Origin of the sequence: Halobacillus sp. K22 (genome assembly GCF_052246795.1) — a bacterium.
Lineage (GTDB): Bacteria > Bacillota > Bacilli > Bacillales > Halobacillaceae > Halobacillus.
On sequence record NZ_JBQQCN010000018.1, the window covers coordinates 39,103 to 57,308 of the forward strand.

16 protein-coding genes are annotated in these 18,206 nt (G+C 38.4%); 5 read left to right on the forward strand and 11 right to left on the reverse strand.

Features of this window, described 5'->3' with window-relative positions; genetic code table 11:
• Positions 1 to 16: 16 nt before the first annotated feature.
• From ACTWPM_RS13455 to ACTWPM_RS13490, 8 genes are all read right to left on the reverse strand, one after another.
• A complete protein-coding gene (locus ACTWPM_RS13455) occupies positions 17 to 835 on the reverse strand; it encodes a carbohydrate ABC transporter permease (RefSeq protein ID WP_443133544.1) in 819 nt (272 codons plus the stop codon).
• Positions 832 to 1,587, reverse strand: a complete 756-nt coding sequence (locus ACTWPM_RS13460) for a carbohydrate ABC transporter permease (RefSeq protein ID WP_443133596.1) — start codon at positions 1,585 to 1,587, stop codon at positions 832 to 834. Before ACTWPM_RS13460 ends, ACTWPM_RS13455 begins: the two co-directional genes overlap by 4 nt.
• A 235-nt stretch (positions 1,588 to 1,822) precedes the next feature.
• A complete protein-coding gene (locus tag ACTWPM_RS13465) occupies positions 1,823 to 3,088 on the reverse strand; it encodes an ABC transporter substrate-binding protein (RefSeq protein WP_443133545.1) in 1,266 nt (421 codons plus the stop codon).
• A gap of 23 nt (positions 3,089 to 3,111) precedes the next feature.
• Complete coding sequence (locus ACTWPM_RS13470) at positions 3,112 to 3,876, reverse strand: sugar phosphate isomerase/epimerase family protein (RefSeq protein WP_443133546.1); 765 nt, start codon at positions 3,874 to 3,876, stop codon at positions 3,112 to 3,114.
• A 127-nt stretch (positions 3,877 to 4,003) separates the two neighbouring features.
• Positions 4,004 to 5,023, reverse strand: coding sequence for a LacI family DNA-binding transcriptional regulator (locus ACTWPM_RS13475; protein ID WP_443133547.1), 1,020 nt, complete (start codon positions 5,021 to 5,023; stop codon positions 4,004 to 4,006).
• A 267-nt stretch (positions 5,024 to 5,290) separates the two neighbouring features.
• Positions 5,291 to 6,475: an MFS transporter gene (locus ACTWPM_RS13480; protein WP_443133548.1), complete on the reverse strand. Its 1,185-nt coding sequence runs from the start codon at positions 6,473 to 6,475 to the stop codon at positions 5,291 to 5,293.
• A gap of 426 nt (positions 6,476 to 6,901) precedes the next feature.
• Positions 6,902 to 10,033 carry a CBM35 domain-containing protein gene (locus ACTWPM_RS13485; protein WP_443133549.1) on the reverse strand — a complete coding sequence of 1,044 codons (3,132 nt, stop codon included), beginning with the start codon at positions 10,031 to 10,033 and terminating at the stop codon, positions 6,902 to 6,904.
• A 297-nt stretch (positions 10,034 to 10,330) separates the two neighbouring features.
• Positions 10,331 to 11,338 (reverse strand): LacI family DNA-binding transcriptional regulator, encoded by a 1,008-nt coding sequence (locus ACTWPM_RS13490; protein ID WP_443133550.1) that lies wholly within the window; start codon positions 11,336 to 11,338, stop codon positions 10,331 to 10,333.
• A gap of 378 nt (positions 11,339 to 11,716) precedes the next feature.
• On the opposite strand from ACTWPM_RS13490, the gene ACTWPM_RS13495 reads away from it, so the two are divergent.
• Positions 11,717 to 11,968, forward strand: a complete 252-nt coding sequence (locus ACTWPM_RS13495) for a hypothetical protein (RefSeq protein WP_443133551.1) — start codon at positions 11,717 to 11,719, stop codon at positions 11,966 to 11,968.
• A gap of 675 nt (positions 11,969 to 12,643) precedes the next feature.
• Here the strand turns inward: ACTWPM_RS13495 and ACTWPM_RS13500 are convergent.
• From ACTWPM_RS13500 to ACTWPM_RS13510, 3 genes are all read right to left on the reverse strand, one after another.
• Positions 12,644 to 13,852: a M14 family zinc carboxypeptidase gene (locus ACTWPM_RS13500; protein WP_443133597.1), complete on the reverse strand. Its 1,209-nt coding sequence runs from the start codon at positions 13,850 to 13,852 to the stop codon at positions 12,644 to 12,646.
• 376 nt (positions 13,853 to 14,228) lie between these two features.
• Entirely contained in the window at positions 14,229 to 14,747 is a 519-nt protein-coding gene (locus tag ACTWPM_RS13505) for a hypothetical protein (RefSeq protein ID WP_443133552.1), read from the reverse strand.
• A 213-nt stretch (positions 14,748 to 14,960) separates the two neighbouring features.
• Complete coding sequence (locus ACTWPM_RS13510) at positions 14,961 to 15,812, reverse strand: DegV family protein (protein ID WP_443133553.1); 852 nt, start codon at positions 15,810 to 15,812, stop codon at positions 14,961 to 14,963.
• Between the two features lie 575 nt (positions 15,813 to 16,387).
• Here ACTWPM_RS13510 and ACTWPM_RS13515 point away from each other — a divergent pair.
• The 4 genes from ACTWPM_RS13515 to ACTWPM_RS13530 all read left to right on the forward strand — a co-directional run bounded on the left by ACTWPM_RS13515 (position 16,388) and on the right by ACTWPM_RS13530 (position 18,077).
• Positions 16,388 to 16,603, forward strand: a complete 216-nt coding sequence (locus ACTWPM_RS13515; RefSeq protein ID WP_443133554.1) for a hypothetical protein — start codon at positions 16,388 to 16,390, stop codon at positions 16,601 to 16,603.
• Between the two features lie 142 nt (positions 16,604 to 16,745).
• On the forward strand, positions 16,746 to 17,033 hold the full coding sequence (locus ACTWPM_RS13520; RefSeq protein ID WP_443133555.1) for a hypothetical protein: 288 nt from the start codon (positions 16,746 to 16,748) through the stop codon (positions 17,031 to 17,033).
• A 2-nt stretch (positions 17,034 to 17,035) separates the two neighbouring features.
• Positions 17,036 to 17,308: a hypothetical protein gene (locus ACTWPM_RS13525; RefSeq protein WP_443133556.1), complete on the forward strand. Its 273-nt coding sequence runs from the start codon at positions 17,036 to 17,038 to the stop codon at positions 17,306 to 17,308.
• Positions 17,309 to 17,348: 40 nt separating this feature from the next.
• Positions 17,349 to 18,077 carry a hypothetical protein gene (locus ACTWPM_RS13530; RefSeq protein ID WP_443133557.1) on the forward strand — a complete coding sequence of 243 codons (729 nt, stop codon included), beginning with the start codon at positions 17,349 to 17,351 and terminating at the stop codon, positions 18,075 to 18,077.
• Positions 18,078 to 18,206 lie beyond the last annotated feature (129 nt).

The following is an 18,206-nucleotide window of genomic DNA, read 5'->3' on the forward strand; positions in this document are numbered from 1 at the left end:
ATTTTCCGATTATTAATTATTTGACTGCACCGCCCCCTAAGCCTTTTACTACTTTCTCCTGCGAGAATAGATAGACTACAAGGATAGGTAGACTAGCTAAGGTTAAGGCTGCCATTAAACCAGGGACGTTCACGGAAAATTCACCTTTGAAGTCTTGTAAACCAAGAGGTAACGTCATACTGGATGGGCTGGAGATCAATACAAGGGCAAAAATAAACTCATTAAATAAATGAATAAAGTTGTAGATTAATACTGTCATTAAAGCGGGGGTTAGCATTGGGAGGATCACTCTCCAAAAAATACCGAAGTGGGTGCATCCATCCATTTTAGCGGCTTCTTCCAATGCTTTTGGAATTTCCCTCATAAATTGGGTTAAAATGAAAATAGAAATAGGTAAACTGAAAGCAATATAAGGACCTAACAAAGCCCACAGAGTGTCGTAAAGCCCTATATTCTCGGTGAGTTTAAATATAGGAATAAGGGTAGCGTGGATTGGAAGCATCATTCCTGAAATGAACAGTAAAAATACTACTCTATTTAATTTAAAATTCATTCTACTTAAAGGATAGCTAGCCAGCGCACCAATAAACATAACCACTCCTACAGCAACCACGGTAATCAAAATGCTGTTAAAAAAGTAACGAGTTAATCCCATTTCAAAAACTGAGACAAAGTTTTCTAAGTTAAATGATGAGAATATGGCAAAAGGTTTCTCGAAAAAACCACTTTGATCTTTAAGGGCGGTTGAGATCATATACAGAAAAGGATATCCGGTGAAAATAAGCAATAAAATAGCAATGATGTACAAAGAAAATTTTTTCATAAAATTAATCATGAAATAGCCCCTTTCTTCTTCCGGAAATAATCCAGCAACTGAATAATGATTGTGACAATTAAAGCGATAAAGAACATAAGGAATGCAATAGCACTGGCATACCCCATATTAAAGTTCACAAATGCTTGCTTGAACATGTATGTTCCCATAATTTCCGTACTATGATTAGGTCCTCCTCCAGTCATAATGTAAAAGATGTCAAAAGCCTTTAAAGATCCCACGATAGCAAGGATGGAAGAACTTACGATGGTAGGCATCAACATAGGGAAAGTAATGTGAATGAATTTAGTAAAAGCATTAGCTCCATCGATTTCTGCAGCTTCATATAATTCTTCAGGGACCCCAACAATTGCGGCTTTAAATAGAATCATATAAAAGGGTGAAAATTGCCATACCACTACCAGTAACACTGCAATCATCGCGGTATTAGCACCACTCAACCATGCTATATTCTCAAAACCTAACAGATTAATAAGCTGGTTAATAACTCCATTAATTGGATCGTACATAAGGACCCATAATAGCCCAATAGCTACAGTAGACATAAGAAAGGGAAAGAAATACACACTATTCATAAGTCTTATCCCTCTTATAGGTGCAAATAACATAAGCGCCATTATTAAACCTAAAGGTATTTGGACAAATATCGAAGTTAACACGACCCATGTATTATTAGTTAACGATGTCCAAAAAATAGCGTCGTTGAATAAATTCACATAGTTCTGAAGTCCAATAAATGTTTTTTCGCTCATACCATCCCATTCATACAAGCTATAATTGAAAGTTGAGTAAATAGGATATAAAACATACACCGCATAAATAATAAATGCTGGAGCAATGAAGAGAAAAATTGTGAGATTATTTTTAAACGTGCTACTTCTTTTGGAAATGGCTTGGCTTTTAGTTCTCGAACGTGCAACCTTTATATGTGTTTCCAAATGAATCCTCCTTATTTGCTGAAGAGAGGAAGCCCTCTCTTCAAGCAAATTATTCTAAAGTCTCCTCTGCTTTTTGTTCCATCTTTTCTGCCGCTTCCTCAGGTGTCATTTCTAAACTGAAGATAGCTTGAGTAGTATCTTTATGAAGCTCTGCTAATTCTGGTGGAAGAGTCTGGTCGTACGGCATTTGCATATGAGTAGCATTTTGAGTAATTTCATAGAAACGTTTAGTAAATTCATCAGAAGGCTCCACACCTTTAATTCCGTTAAGTGATCCTGTACGGTCCGAGTAATCTTGTGCCGTTTTCTCACTAGTTAAGGCTTTAACAAGCTCGACAGCTAGCTCAGGATTTTCAGTACTCTTTGATACTGACCATACCGGCCCTGTAGCTGCACCTACTTCACTTTGCTTTCCTTCTCCACCTTCTACAGTCGGGAATAGGAAGAAATCTAACTTTTCTTCAAAGTCCGGTGCTTCTGATCGTACGTTGTTTAAGAATGAAATGGTCATATCCATCATGGCAGCTTCACCTGAATATAGTAATTGTCGACCTCTACCTTCATCATAAGGAATGCCATTAAACCCTTCATTGAATGCATCTTTTTTAACCATTTCTTGTATGTACTGTCCAGCTTGTACATACGCTTCATCATCGAACCCTTTACCTTCACGATTGAAAGCGCTGTCAAAAAGTTCCGGACCTGCAATACGACTAGCAAAATTCATCAAATAGTAGGCTCCAGGCCATTTAGTCTTATTTGCTAAAGCTATAGGTGTAACACCGTTTTCGTTGAGAGTGTCTATAATATCTAACCACTCTTCGTATGTCTTTGGTTCTTGCAGATTATATTTCTCAAATATTTCTTTGTTATAAAACACCACGTCAATGGAAAGACCAAGAGGTACACCATAGACTTTTTCATTAAAAGTCCCGTTCTCTAGGGCAAGTTTATTAAAATGAGATTCATCAATTTCTTCTGTAATATCCATGACCTTATCCTGCTCTACAAATTGATTTAACCAACCTCCACCCCAACTATGGAATACATCAGGTGGATTTCCTCCTGACATAGCTACGGAAAGCTTTTGCTTATAGGAATCATTAGGAATACGACGCATTTTCACTTTCACGTCGGGATGCTCTTCTTCAAACCGTGCCACCGCATCTTTGTAGACTGCTTCTTTTTCCCCAGGATCAATATGCCAAAATTCAATCTCTTTTTTATCTCCTCCTCCTGAACTAGTTGATGCACCGCCGCAGGCTGCCAGAAAAATTATAGAACAGAAGATGATGATGCTAGTTAATTTCTTCAAATTGATCTTCTCCTTTCTTATTCTTAAGTGGCCACTATATTTTGCTTTTTCAAATAATTAAAACTATCCTGAATACTCTCAAACGGGGATTTCTTCGACTGATCTTGCTCTACAATCCACCACTCCACTTTATTACTTTCACCTTTACCTAAAACATCTTTTACACGAACCCCGCCAGTGCCTAATTCCGCAAAAAACTGTTCTTCATCTGTAGTCATATCTTTCAAGTGAATAAGAGGAGTACGATCTAAATATTGATTTAACCAGACACTTGGAGACTCTCCAGCCTTAGTTAACCAATATATATCAAATTCAGCCTTTACCCATTCAGGATTTGTTTCTGTCAGTAAAAGTTCAAGCGGTTTTCTTCCATCCTCCAGTTCAATTAATTCAAAATCATGATTATGGTAGGATAAAGATATTCCTTCCTCATAACACTTACGCCCGGCATTATTTAATATATCGACTAACTCCAGATAATCCTCTCTCTTTCTTCTTTCAGGAGGCAAAAACGGGCAAACAATGTGCTTGCTCCCCAATTGGTGCTGGGTTTGAATAACTTCGTCTAATTCATTCTCAATAGTGGAAATTGGAACATGACTGGAAGCAGCTTTTAAGCCTAAATAGTCTATCGTTTTTCTTAATTCATTTGGATCCAGACCTCCATATCCAGCAAATTCTACCCCTTCAAACCCGATTTCTGCTACCCTTTCTAATGTGCCTTTAAAATTTTTCTTACTTTCCTCTCGTAAAGTAAACATCTGAACTGCAACTGGAATATATGACAATTTATTAACTCCTTTCGAATATTAATGTAATCGATTACAAAAATAATTAAAGATACTTTCCTAACCTAAAGTTCACCTCCTTTAAATAAATGTAATCGATTACATTTATTGAATTGCAAAACTTTTTTTAGTTATGCAATAATTCTTCTCTAAGTTTCGCACCACAAGACTCTCTAATAATTAACTCGTCAGGTAGAGTATGCTCCATTTGATCCAATGACTCACCATTAAATCTTTTAATGAGCATTTCCATTGCTCTTTTTCCCATCCCAAACTTTGGTTGAGCTATCGTAGTAAGTGGCGGATCAAATATTGCAGAAAATTTTATATTATCAAAGCCAACTACAGCTAATTCCTCCGGGACCTTGATTCCACGATGTTTTGCTGCATTTATAACACCCATAGCCATTTCATCACTTGCTGCAAATACAGCAGTGGGAGGGAATTTTTGGTCGAGAAGCTTTAGCGTTTGTTCATATCCAGATTCAAACGTAAATTCTCCTTCTCGAATAAGGTTGGTATCAAACTCTATACCATTTTCCTTCATTGCCTCCCTATACCCTTTAAATCTGTATTTTGAAATTAAAGAATATAGCGGACCAGAGATATGAGCAATTCTTTTATGACCTAGATTAAGTAAATGTTTTGTAGCCTTCTTACTACTGCTGACATTATCAATGGATACTACAGGTATTTTTGTTCCATCCAAATGAGCTGTTGCTAACACAATTGGATATTTTTCACTTATATCTAATAATGTATCTTCATCTAACTTAGGTGAAAGCATAATCATGCCGTCTACTTGTCTTTGTTTCATGTGTTCAATTGAACCATATTCACTATCAATCTCATTATTTGAATTACGGAGCAGCACCCTATATCCATTTTTAGCAGCTTCTTCTTCAATTCCTCCCACAATTTCTGCAAATACCGTATTTATTATGTTAGGAACCACTACTAAAATAGTATTAGTTTCACTTCGCCGGAAATGGCGCGCAAGCATATTAGGCTGATATTTTAACTCCTCAATTGCTTCAAGCACTTTTTCCTTAGTAGTTTTTGTAACAGTCTCAGGATTTCTTAATACTCTAGAAACTGTTGCAGTAGAAACCCCAGCTAGTTTAGCCACATCACTCATCTTTGTCATTATCGTAATCATCCTGTTCTGTCTTTCTTCAATGTAATCGATTACAAATTAGTGTAAACGATTTATTTCTTATTTTCAACACTATTTTGAATATTTTATAAATTATCAAGATTGATCATACAATAATCCATAATAAAACTTAATCATCCACACTCTTCCCTTTGACTAAGTCTACAACTACCTTAGACGTCCGGACTTGCGTAAAGATTGTACCCGCGTCTTGCATACCAAAAAAGGAGCTCCTCACTGAATGAGAAGCTCCATAAATCACCTCTTTAAAAACCTTTGAACTAAAAGATATCCCCCGGCCATCGCAAAGAATATAAGAAACAAACCAGCGAAACCATCGGTAAGCCCAGTCCGCTCAATCACAAATCCGAATAGCGGAAAGCTGATCATGATAATAAAGCTCTCCACTAACCCAATTAACGAAAAGAACGTGGATCTGACGTTACTTTTCAAGAAGTTTTGCACAAATGAGCTGAAGATCGGTTCGAACAGACTCAGCAGCTGGGCAAGGAAAAGAAACGATAATAGGATTGCCCAGTCTGTGGCAAAAATGAATAGGACGAAAAATAAAAGGAAAAGTCCTAAACCGTAGTACAGGATATTGAAGAATTTAAATCGTTCTTCGACCTTATAAGCAATCTTCGCCATCACGACCCCGAGCAGTCCTTCCACCGTAAATACGGCTCCTACGACAACGGAAGAGTAACCTAACTGAATGAAGTATTCCTGACCATAAAAAACGATAATCACCATTACCGCGCTTGCCAGGATAAATAACACTACTGGATGATGAATGACCGGATTATTTCTCCATACTCTCACACCCAATTTAAACTGATGAATCCACTGGTTATACCAGCGCCCAGCGACGTCTTCCGTTTTTTCACGTTCCGGTTCCTTCAATAAAAAAAGAGGAATTAACGCAAGAATGTGTGTGAAGATGGTTGAGCCATATACCCATTCCCAGCTGATCTCCGCCATAAAACCGCCGAGAAATTTGGCAAAGCTGAGCGACAACAGAGCAAGAGCTGTCATCGTACCGATCACCTTCGTGTATTCCTTCTCACGATTTTCATTTTTCAAGGTGTCGTAAGCAAACGCCTGCTCAGCACCTGAATGGAAAGTGATCATAAGTCCCATGGATAAAAAGCCCAGCGTAAACATCGAAAACGTTCCGCTAATTAACATAAACAGTCCATAAAAAATACTAAACAAATTTCCGATCAAGAGACTTGCTTTTCTCCCGTACAAATCTGCAATCATCCCTGTAGGCACTTCAAATAGAACAATCGCTAAGTGAAGAAATGCTTCTAATAAACCAATTTGACCGAACGTCATTCCTCTGTCGCCTAGATAAATAACCCATAAGGCACGGTCAAAAAATAACTGCGCAAAAAATATATAACCATACAGCATGTAAATATTACGTTTTGTTTTAAACATTGAAATTCGTCCTCTCTTATACATAAAAAGCCACACGGAAATACTCCCGTGCGGCTGTCTTCGCTATTTTTAGGAGTTCATACGTACGTTCACTTCTATGAAATTTCAGCTAAAAAAGGACACACTTGTCCCGAGGACGGCTGAAATTCCAATAATAGACATCATATAAAGAAGATATTTACTCTCACTTTTGATGTCTAACGTGAACGTATGCATGACTTTCCCTCCTTTATGTATAAGAATATGCTCTCATTATATAACTTAAATGACTAATGAACAAGACAGGTAAAGTCGGAATATTAAATAAGAAGTACAAGGCACAGCGATCCGCCTTGTACTTCTTATTCTAATCCGTCTTGTAACGCAATGTCCTATTTAATCTGGACCGCACAGCGTCATCTGTAGACCAGGGTACGAATGCCCATCCTAAAATTTCACTTGTACTTTCTTTCGTTCACTACTCGGAATATTTACCCACAGCTCTTTGGTCTCTTCGTCATAAAAATAAGTTTCTTCTTTAGTTTTCAGTTCTTCTAAGCTGCTGACCTCTTTATACTTTCGACCGGCCGCATGCACTTTTCTAGGTGTTGACTTCTCTTCTAGTCGAACGTAATAAGAAGGAACCTCTGACTCCAAGTGCTTATTATGGATTTCCACCTTATTTTTATTTTTATCTACGATAGTAACATATGAATTATGGTCTTCCACCGGTGTAAGCTGAACATCATCCAGCGTCAATGAACCACCCGCCTGACCACTGACCAGGTTTCCAATTTTAAGAACATCACCTTTAGCGACATTAATATTGGAAATCGTAACTTTAGACATGCTATTTGTTTCTGAAATATCAGCTTTACGAGTCTCTTCTCCATTCTTCACATAGAGAATAGCCTCATCGAAGCTGCTGTTTCTCTGTACATCGGCAGTCAGCGTATAGGTCCCTGGTTTTGGAACAGCATACTGCCAAACGTCGGAGGAGAAATCCTTATCGCCAGCAATTTCAAGAGCTCCATCCTTAATAGAAGTATTCACCATATTGCTTCGGCTCCAATGATCAAAACCATGATTAAATGTACCATTTCTTAAAGTTGGAGCATTTTTATCTGTTGGCGCACCTAACGTTAAGGAATCTAAATCAAAACTACCGGAATTATAGTCTACTTCTATAAGATTAGTACCTTCTTGAAGTTGAACCTCTGTTCCTTTCTCCTTCCAGTTCTCGTTCGTTCCTTGTAATGTCACACTCTGACTATCTGTAGTATTTCCGCTCTTTTCTTCTCTAACCTGAACAGCTGCTTCACTATCTTCTTCAGCTGAATAGTTCAAGTTCAGGTTATAGGTTCCTGTTTCAGGAACACTAACGGCATAGGTCACACTTTCTTCCTCTTCATTGAAGCCGCTAAGGTACCCGAACCCGGCATGGCCGCTTTTCTCCTTAGCAAATTCTACACCATACGTATAAGAAGCTGCTTCCGCTTCAAAAGCTTTGTCTTCCTGATTAGGAATAACTTTTAAAAATACGCTGTCATGTGGAGCGAGTGTTACAGAGTAGTCAGACTGAATCCCAAGGTCTTTATGCGTCCATACATCACGTACATGCCCTGCTTTAATTCCAAGCTCTTTTTCAAAATTAAAGTCAAAAGTCTGTTGTTCTTCCTGTCGGTTAAATAAACCGACCGCCCATGAACCATCAGGAAGCTGTCCTACCCATCGCTCGCTGTCGCGACTGTCATTGGATTCGCCATAATGCTCTGCACTATGGTAGATCGGTTTGCCAGCCAGACCCATTTTATTAAACTCAATAAGCTCGGTGTTTTGATAGTACTTATAATTATCTTTAATAGTGTCATACTGATCAGCGATTGCTATAGGAGATCCTGCTAAAGTATAGAGAGATAAGGTTGTTTTCTTCTCATTTTCTGCATTTGCCCCTTCAAATGTATTTAACTTTAAGAAGTCCCCATCAAGAATCATGTTGGATCTTCCGCTAATATCAGAAAATCCTGTAAATCCCTGGAATGAGTTGGCCCATTGAGACCAGCCTTCCTGCCACTCCTGTCTTCTTTCGCTAATATGGTTCCACCCGCCGCCAAACGAGTCTTCATTGATCCGAATCATATCCCCATATTTTCTTTCCAATTCGCCATGATTATAGAGGTGAGGCATGACTAAACTTAAAAACATATCATTTTCTTCAGCAGCTTCAGACATCCACTTTAAATGGGTCTCATAATTCTCGCGTCCATGAGGTTCTCCTACTTTTCCAAGATTTGGGTCCATGCCGTCTTCATACCATGAAATAAAATCAACTCTTAAAAAGTCCGCACCCTGCTCTTTGAAAAAGTCGATATATCCTTTTACATATTTCTCGGCATCCGGGTGTTCGACATCTAGCCAGTAAAGAGCCCGCTCATTGCCCTGTCCGCCATTAAAACGGTCACCGTCTGTCGGATCATCTGGATCTCCCTGATCAATCAGTTCTGCTACATATGTAGGCCCATCAGGATTATCCTCCGTTCCTTTCACAATATATTTCTCCGGATTTTTCACAACTTCTGGACTAACCCAAAGAGGATTGTAATAGATTCCGAAATCCATACCCTTTTCTTTAATATAGTCGCCCCAAAAATCCCAAGTATGTCCTTCTGGATACTTTTCTTGAGGATACTGGAACTCTTCTTCACTCTCATCCTCTTCAGGCTTTTCCCCTGTCTTATACAATTGGACGTTATCTAATTGGAAGGAACTGTGCTGTCCTTGAGCGTCTATATTAAATTCAATTGTCAGCTGATTATTATTTACAGTAGCCTGTAATTCAAAAAGCCCGTAACGGGGTTCTCCATATTCATTGGCTAATCCATCATTAAGTTGTATTACTTGTTCATCAGTTGAACCATTATACCCCGTTAATTTCATGTCCGCTGAACTTGTACCATCTAAGTAATTTTCTACGTCATTAGGAAACTTCACTCGTGCCTCTACCGTATAATTCCCATTTTCCAGTCCTTCTATCGTTTGAGATATTCTCGCGGTATGTGGCTCAGGATCATAAACATACAGCTTTAACCCTTCATAGGCATCGTTGGCATCCACGCCCGTAGAAGCCTCTGTTTCTATATTCCATCCTTCTGTATTCCCAGCCTCAAAATCTCCATTCACCAATAGTCCATCTGCAGTCTCTTCTCCACTGCCATCCATATTTAATGGTCTTTTCATCCAGTTATCATTATGACTGACCACATATCCGTTTTTATTGAGTAATGTCGCTCCCTCAATCCATCCATCGGTTGCGATCATATCGTAACCATAAGGCTTAAAGTTTTCGGCCATCCAATCAATATTATCCTTAAACCGATCTTCAGGCATGTATGTATTTTTGTCATGCTGATGTTCATAGGTAGAGAAATACATCGGACCTGAACCTTGCCTAGTAAACTCACTATCCTGGGCACCCACAGCTGTAGTAAATACCGAAGATAAGGCAAAAGTAGAAAGCACACAAAAAATCCCTTTTTTACTTACTAAGCCCTTTTTACGCTTTTTGGAACGTTTTATCATTTAATCTCTCCTCTAAAATTTTTAACCTTCAAAGACTGACAACTAAAACTAAACCAAACGGACGGGCAGATGGTTGTTTTCAATTGAGTAAACGTTTACTTATTAACTGTCAGTATAAGCGCTTACATAATTATCTGTCTAGTATTATTTTGAATATTTTAAACAATTTATGGAAGATAATGATAACTTCCTGCTACTAGTATCCTAGTATTCATAATATTTATGAAGTAGAAATATGAAATAAAAAGTAAACGTTTACTTTTAAATGAAAAAATAATCCGTAAAAGTGATTGCTGCTTACTGCAATACTTTTACGGATTCACGTTCGATAATTTGGTGAGGCATAATAATGCTTTGGGTTGGTTTACTTGTTTCGAGGGCTTCGAATAGTAATTCAGTTGCTTTTTCACCCATTTCCCTCAGAGGCTGGGATAAAGTAGTAAGAGGAGGGATCGCCATCTCAGCAATCTTTAAATTATCATACCCTATAATGGAAATATCCTCAGGAACTTTAATATTCATTCGATAGGCTGCTGCCATTGCGCCAATGGCCATTTCATCACTTGCTGCGAATATCGCGGTCGTATCAGGAGCAGCCTCCATTAACTTTCTAAACATGATTAGTCCATCTTCATAAGAAAATCCTTGAGCTGAAACAACTGGAGGGTTTTCATTTCCTAGCTGGCCTTTCATCGCCGCTTTAAACCCTTCTATTCGAGGGTAACCGGCAATTGGATCTTCCTTAATTCCGCTGATCATGCCTATCTTTTTGTGCCCTTTTTCAATCAAGTAGGAAGCAGCTGTATAGGAAGCATCATGGTCATCCACTTTTACATAGGGAAGCGGATGTTTGGGAGATTTTGTAGAAACCAAAACAGCAGGAATATTCATTCCTTTAATAGCTTCATAATACTCTTCCTTAATTTCTTCACTGGCAAATACGATTCCTTCCACCCTTTTTTCACTTAACAGTTTTAAATAATCGAGCGTTTTCTCTCCCTGAGAGGCGGTATTACACACGATCACACTGTGCCCCAGGCTATGAGTAACTTTCTCAATTCCATGTAATAATTCGGAAGACACCATTCCAGATATATCAGGGAACAACACCCCAATGGTTTGTGTTTTTGTATTTTTCAATCCTCTAGCTATAGCATTGGGTTTGTACCCAAGCTCCTCAACCGCTTCTATTACCAGCTTTTTTGTCTTTTCCGAATACCCGGCAGATGTGCTATTTAATATTCTGGAAACCGTTGCAATGGATACATTCGCATGTTTGGCTACATCCTTTATAGTTGGATTCATAACCTTTTGCCCCCTATTTATAAGTAAACGTTTTCTCTTTGGAAGTATCGTACGATAAGGGGCTGGCTCTGTCAATTCTTTTCACAACCTTGCAGGAGAACGACACCTTACATCTCTTTCCTAACTGCACCTGGTGTAAGAGTAGATGAAATTCAATGGCTATTAGAAGCATAGATACAACTATAATGTTTACATGCAAATCCTAAAAAGATGAAGAAAAAGCTTCTCAAAAGTTCATTGAACCTTTGAAAGGCTTTTTAGATTAATTGTGTACTTATCACGATGTTTAGCTAGTAATTAATCCCAATCCTTATAAACACGATACCTGCTCCGATTATTATGTTAGGGTAATATAATAATCAATTTAGGATGGTGAAAATGGATTTAATAGTTTTCCTGAAAAATAATAAGTATCAAGCTATTACTTTTTTAAATGACAAAGGAGAAATTACTACTCACCCTTTAACTAAGTTTAAAAGTGAGTCTGATCTCTTTAGTGCTCTTCATATAAAACCTGAATTAGCCCAATATTTCCCCTACGATGCTGAACCTAGTTTAGTCTTCATCGAAGAAAAGCAAAGTATACGTATTAAACTACTCGCAAGCTCCCCTAGCTTAGAGACCATCTAAAAGAGCAAAACAACTGATCGTCTGTAAGTTTCAACCTGTCCTCCCCAGCATTCAAGTCATCCTTGGTTGCTCCCTCTTACATAAAATATTTTCCCTTTTCGTATAGAAAAACATCTTTCTTCCCCAGGTTCCTCTTAAATGAATGGCTAAATGACTTGTGCTACACGTTAGAACTTGATATTATTATTCTAATATATTACCATTAAATTCCTATTGTTGCTTCTTTAACCTTAGAGAGGAGGAATAAATTGAAACTATATGAAGTGGGATCCTTAATAAAAAATTATTGCAAGAATTGCTATAATCATGAACAAGTAATCATTAAGGTATCTCCCAAAGAGTTTTCTGAAAAAGTGGTAAACACCTTATGGACTCAATGCACAAAATGCGGTGAAAACCACACTCGTTTAACACAAATTAATGAGTGATTATTCGACTTAGATCAAAAGAGAATATGGATACACATAAATTAACGTGTCAGGGCTTACGCTTTGACACGTTTTTAAATTAAATACCATTCTTCTACCTGGCAAACTTCAATTTCAGAAAGGAATCATTAATAAACCTAAAGAGAGGCAAAATATAATAGCATAATAAAAAGTGGTCCGCATCATTTCAATGCGGACCACTTTCAGTTTATTTTACTGGGGGTTTATCCCAGCCCCTTTTTTACTATTAAATTCCTGGTTGATAAGATGTTTCTGGAATATCTTCGTAGCGTTCTGGATCAAGCTCATTTACTGAGCCGTCTGCTACGCCCTCAATAATGGCTTGTAACCCTGTTTCTACGGCCTTAACAAGCATTCCTTTTTTCTTTTGTCCCATGCTTTGTGTTTGTCCCGTAACTTCAAAAAGAACGGTTCCACTTCCGTTTAAAGCAAAAGAACCAAGTGCCGTACCCGGCAAGTCCAGACCTTGACTGTACAGAGTAATGTTGTCAAATGGAGAATTTCCCATAGATTGCAGCGCATCATAAGCAGCCAAATTCAGCTGACGAGAGAAGTCGTAGTTATAGGTGTCTTCGTACTCTGCATATTCAGCACCTGCTTCGCTTGATGGGTCAGGAACAAATTGTCCAGACAGCGACAGTGTGACGGGGTCCGACGTTCCTTCCACGTAGTAAAGTCCCTGGTGATGTAAGTCTACAAACACATCGACTTTACCAAATTCATCTTCTAATCCTTTATATACATCACGAACCGTTTGAGCTTCAGGTGTGATATACCATCCAGGCTCTGAAGAAGAACCTGGCACATCTTCTGGTTCAGGAGTGTAGTCTAAATCTGGATTGAAATCGCGATTCACATCAAATCCAGGTTGAGATGCATAGTCATCACCTTGGATAGTGGCTCTATTTTCCGAATAGTAGTGGTTCCACGTCGGACCATCAGCTTCCTCTAGTTGAGGGAAGTCCTGTAATACTTCCTCCCACGACATGACATTCCCACGGCGATCGAGTTCTGAAGCATCTGGGTTCATTTTAGGAAGCGTGACGAGTGTAACCTCTTCGAGCAAGGCTTTCACATCAGGGGAGTTGCTGGACCCTAAATGCTTAAGTAGATTTAAAATCGCTTCCGTGCCGGTTTTCTCATTTCCGTGAATTTCACTTTCGATTAAAATGACACGATCACCGTTACCGACACGTGCTTGGTAAATATCTCGACCTTGGTTGGATTGTCCTACTACTTCTACTTCTACACGACCTTGGCTTGAATGTTCAATCTTCTCTAGTTTTTTTCCAAGCTGTTCATAGTCCGTAAAACCAGAGCTGTTGTAAGTTTGCTGCTCGGGCGTCCCTGGATGGTTCCCTGCCGCGTATGTAGGCAACGCTATACTTGTACAAAGGGCTAGAGTACTCACCACCGTTAAGACTTTTTTCTTCATCATTCATCATCCTCCTCCAAATTTTGTTGTCTAAACCAATTTAATTTTGGTCAATGGAATTCCTTTCACTTTGAGGAAAATAAATCCATTTAACTAGATGAGGATAGGTGATTTGAAGGAAGAATTAAAAGTTTGAAGCCCTATAATGATAACTGAGATAATATAAATAATGCGCTTCGACCATGAGCTGTAGCACGTTATTTCTTTACAGCTAAATAAAGTTCTATGTATTTAAGAACCGTTAGACTAAAAATAACAAACAAAAAAGTCTTCCATTAATATCGAAAATTCGTAATGGAGACTTTTTTATTATGTAAATTTTTTTTGCTAGATCCAGTCATCCCAAACTAAGTTGAAACAAGAAAGTTCTTACTTGTCACAGGTTAAACATGTTTTTAAATGTCTGGTATGTTTCTTCCTGCTCTTTTCGTGAACTCACCGGGGCAGTATCTTTCATGAATTTATCCATCAAGGCGATGTAACGATTGAGGATCATTATTTGCTGCAGAGCCATATGAACATGAATATTCCTGACATTTTCAGCTTTCATTCTTAATCCAGAATTGAAATTTTTATTAGCCATCGTTTCGGCAGACGTAGCAAGTTCTCTAAGGATATTCTCCTGACTCATGCCAATGGATCTTTTTTGACAGTTTATCTGGACAGGCTCCCATTTATGTAAGTCATTGATTCCAATGGTTTCATTTTGTTCAGGATTCATTAGCGCAACCATAACTTTCACATGGTTTTTCATGATCATGTATTGCTCTGTAGCTACCTGCTTGATGTCTGAGTGTTGAATGCTGCAAATATACGATGCTAATTTATCCATTTCCGCTTTATGGACAGGCAGGTGTCCAGCCATTAAACTTAAGTCTATCATTTTAAGAATCATAACAGTCACTCCTTCTCCCCTCATGTGTATTCTTTGGAGTCAGAATAATGACTGAAGGAAGAGGTAACTGTGTTTAGAAGTTCCACCTTTACAAGAGGTGAATTACGAAGAGTTTAATAGTTATCTACTTTCTTAACTAAGGTGGGAAGCCCTGAGTAATGTCGTTACAAGCTGCTTCAAATTTTTCTGAATCCACTATTGGCCCTGCCGGTGCTATTGTTCTAATCCTGCTACCCCGAAGCCTCCGGGTCCAGAATGCGTCGATATCATTCCGCCCGCCTGGATCCATCTTATATTTTGAAAACCGTTTTCTTTGGCAACCTCCTCCATCCGCTGCTTAATTCTTTCATCGAGCCCGATGGAGTAGATAAAATAAAGCTGTTCTTTATCGAGGTTGAATTCATTGAAGTGATCCCTCAAGAGTTTTTCAGTAGCCCTGCTCATTTTCCCGCGGTACTTCTTTGTAGACATCAGCTTTCCATCCTTCAACTCGATGCAAGGCTTTACTTTCAACAGAGTTCCAATCAGAGAAGCCGTATTGCTTACCCGTCCACCCGCTTTAAGGAATTCCAGGCTGCCTGGGATAAAAGCAAGTCTTGATTTAGGAACAATCCCCTCTATTTTTTCTACTAAGCGTTCCGGTTCAATATCGGGTTCTTTTTCTAATAAATCAGCAGCATAGAGTACAATCGCAGCTAATCCTCCAGTAACGTTTAGAGCATCAATGAGAAAAATGTCTTCAAATTCTTCCGCAGCAATGACCGCATTTTGAAAAGAAGAAGACGCTTTTGATGTATAACCAATATGGATAATGATGCAATCCGGGAAATTCTCTCTTATCGCTGCAAAGAATTCCTGATACTCATGAGCATTCGTGGAGGTCGTAGAGGGTATTTTCTTCGTACGTTTGTAATAATCATAGATATCCTGGACCGGCAAAGAACCATCCAAATAATCCTTTCCATCCATAACAATGTGCATGGGAACGACTTGCACCTCGTATTGTTCCTCTAAATCACCTGGTAAGTCGGCTCCGCTTTCGGTCGATAAGATGATCCTTCGCATTCTATCTCCCCCTTGATATATTTAGACCGCGTTCACTATTCCTGCTTTATACTTTCACTATACATGAGAAATGCGCATGGTGATAACTATTATTTGCCGTGCTTTTTGGGCACCTTTCGGAGATATTATTACTACTGAAAGTGTAAGTAGCTGTGAAAACCTGCTCCTCATGTATCTCTCTCACGTCATTACCTAGCAGAAATACCTCAATCTTCCTTGCACTTCACCCTACTATATAAATCCGTTTTCAAAATAGAAACAGCTCATTGAGTGACTCATCTACAAAATAAAAAATATGTAACTATTCGTGTAGTAGAGGTCTAATATCCTTAATTAGAAATGTATTTCAATTACGTTTTCGGTTTAGCGAGTCTAAGTGTCTACTACTTAATATCCTAGCGGCACATATAAACTGATAGGATGTATTTTATAACACATAATTCGGGTCATATATACCAGCTCATCAATAAATATATTTCTAACTTATTGAAATATTACCAAAAATAGTCAATAGCCGACTCATTAATCCTACATTTTAATAGAATAGTAACAAATACTATTAAGGAGGTGTTTTTATGGGTGCTTATGGTAGCGTTGGAGTTAGTTTTTCAGATCAGTTGGATGCTCTGAGAGACAAAACAGTAAGAATCTTTGCCAATGGTTCAGTAGAAACGGTTACTATTTTAGATGCTGATGAGAGTTTCGTTAAGGCAATTAACGTTAAAGGAGTCAACACTGGCTCGCTAAAGATTTACAACATTTTAAACATTGACTATGTGGAACTTATCTAGTCTCAACTTCTCTTAAGGTGCCGGCCATGCCGGCACCTTAAACAATCTGTAGAGGCAGCGCCAGATGAAACCTAATCGTTTCCCCCCTGCATAAAACAGGGATAGAACAATTACAAATTTAAAAACAAGGTAGGTGGATGTTGTGAATGAAAGGCATAAAGCTGTGAAGGAATTAGAGGATATTCTTAAAACTCAAATAGGATCAAGAGTGATGGTAGTTACCACAGGCGCAAGTGCGACTAGTGGTGTAGTAGCGGGAATAGATGATGATATTCTCACATTGACGAGGACCGTTTCTATATTTGAGGAGTATACTATTGTTTTGCCATTAGCCTTCATTCCACTGCGAGAAGTGGTTACGCTTCTCAATGAAACGGAACGTGTCTTCTCACAGGAATACAGGGCAAACACTAATACAAAGGGTGAATAAAATTGCATTCAAGTTCAGAATATAGAAGTGTTTTGAAATTAAAAGAAATACTAGAATCAAAAATTGGGGATCCAATAGGCATTCTAAAAACAGGAGGAACCTTCACCAGCGGCTATGTAGCCAGCGTTAAAGAAGATATTCTTGCATTAGCTGCTTCAATTACGAGGGTTCAGGGACAGGGGATATTTGCGGCAGTAGCATTTATACCATTAATCGATATTACGACTATCTTAGATGATTTAGATCCTGAGCTATTAAACACGGAAAATAGGTAGTTCACTTTACATCGTTCACAATGGAAAAGGAGGTGAATAAATGAGACATCATTCTAACAATCATTACCAAAGGGAATGTGAAGGTTTGCTTAAATATTATAATACGGCAGAAACACCATCTTCCGTAGTCATATCGATCCCCCGGGGAACTTCGGAAACAGGATTACAAATTCCTTTAAATTTAAAAGGTATAGGTTCAGAGGACCGTGTAGAATTAATTTCAACCATCAAATGGATAACTTCTTTAGGAGGAATTTCTGTTATTGAGGCAATTATTCCAATCACTGAGGAAGTAGTTACTACCAACGAAGCGACAATAAATTATGTACTGGAAGTACCCATTACATTTAACGTATATCGCGATGGGGAATTAATTTGCACTTCAACGGATGTTAAATCATTTCTATACTCGGCCTCTATTCCAAGTACTGTAACCTCTACTACCAGCGTTACCAGACTTTACAACATAGCTCTACGTCCTTTATCTTCCACAACAGGAGCCTCGCCTGCAGCTACAACAACCTTTCAATGCATCGATTCAAATGTTCCAAAAGGAGATCATGTATATACTATTACTGCTCAAATTAGTCTATTTTCACTTACTTCATCTACAACTGTTCTAAGTACAACGTCCACAGAAATTCCGTTAATTCCAATAATTACAGCTTCAGGTATTTCTACATCATCACTTGCTGCTGTGACTTCCGCTACTTTTTCTGGAAAAGTAATTGATGGATGTGAAGGTCATTGTAGAGATGAATTTGCATAAGAGTAAGGTTCGATTTTCCCTATAAATAGCAGAACGTAAAGAAGCACAAAGTTAATTACTAAATTGCTCCTTCTTTAAATTCTGAAGCCCACCCTTAGGAGTTTTCATTATAGGGGTGGAGCCGAGATA

Excerpts from the sequence above, each read along its gene's own strand:
- ACTWPM_RS13480 (WP_443133548.1), bottom strand. The coding sequence starts at position 6,475 with ATGTTTAAAACAAAACGTAATATTTACATGCTGTATGGTTATATATTT.
- ACTWPM_RS13510 (WP_443133553.1), bottom strand. The coding sequence starts at position 15,812 with ATGCGAAGGATCATCTTATCGACCGAAAGCGGAGCCGACTTACCAGGT.
- ACTWPM_RS13530 (WP_443133557.1), top strand. The coding sequence starts at position 17,349 with ATGAGACATCATTCTAACAATCATTACCAAAGGGAATGTGAAGGTTTG.
- ACTWPM_RS13495 (WP_443133551.1), top strand. The coding sequence starts at position 11,717 with ATGGATTTAATAGTTTTCCTGAAAAATAATAAGTATCAAGCTATTACT.
- ACTWPM_RS13485 (WP_443133549.1), bottom strand. The coding sequence starts at position 10,033 with ATGATAAAACGTTCCAAAAAGCGTAAAAAGGGCTTAGTAAGTAAAAAA.
- ACTWPM_RS13475 (WP_443133547.1), bottom strand. The coding sequence starts at position 5,023 with ATGACAAAGATGAGTGATGTGGCTAAACTAGCTGGGGTTTCTACTGCA.
- ACTWPM_RS13515 (WP_443133554.1), top strand. The coding sequence starts at position 16,388 with ATGGGTGCTTATGGTAGCGTTGGAGTTAGTTTTTCAGATCAGTTGGAT.
- ACTWPM_RS13490 (WP_443133550.1), bottom strand. The coding sequence starts at position 11,338 with ATGAATCCAACTATAAAGGATGTAGCCAAACATGCGAATGTATCCATT.
- ACTWPM_RS13460 (WP_443133596.1), bottom strand. The coding sequence starts at position 1,587 with ATGAGCGAAAAAACATTTATTGGACTTCAGAACTATGTGAATTTATTC.
- ACTWPM_RS13455 (WP_443133544.1), bottom strand. The coding sequence starts at position 835 with ATGATTAATTTTATGAAAAAATTTTCTTTGTACATCATTGCTATTTTA.
- ACTWPM_RS13500 (WP_443133597.1), bottom strand. The coding sequence starts at position 13,852 with ATGAAGAAAAAAGTCTTAACGGTGGTGAGTACTCTAGCCCTTTGTACA.
- ACTWPM_RS13505 (WP_443133552.1), bottom strand. The coding sequence starts at position 14,747 with ATGATTCTTAAAATGATAGACTTAAGTTTAATGGCTGGACACCTGCCT.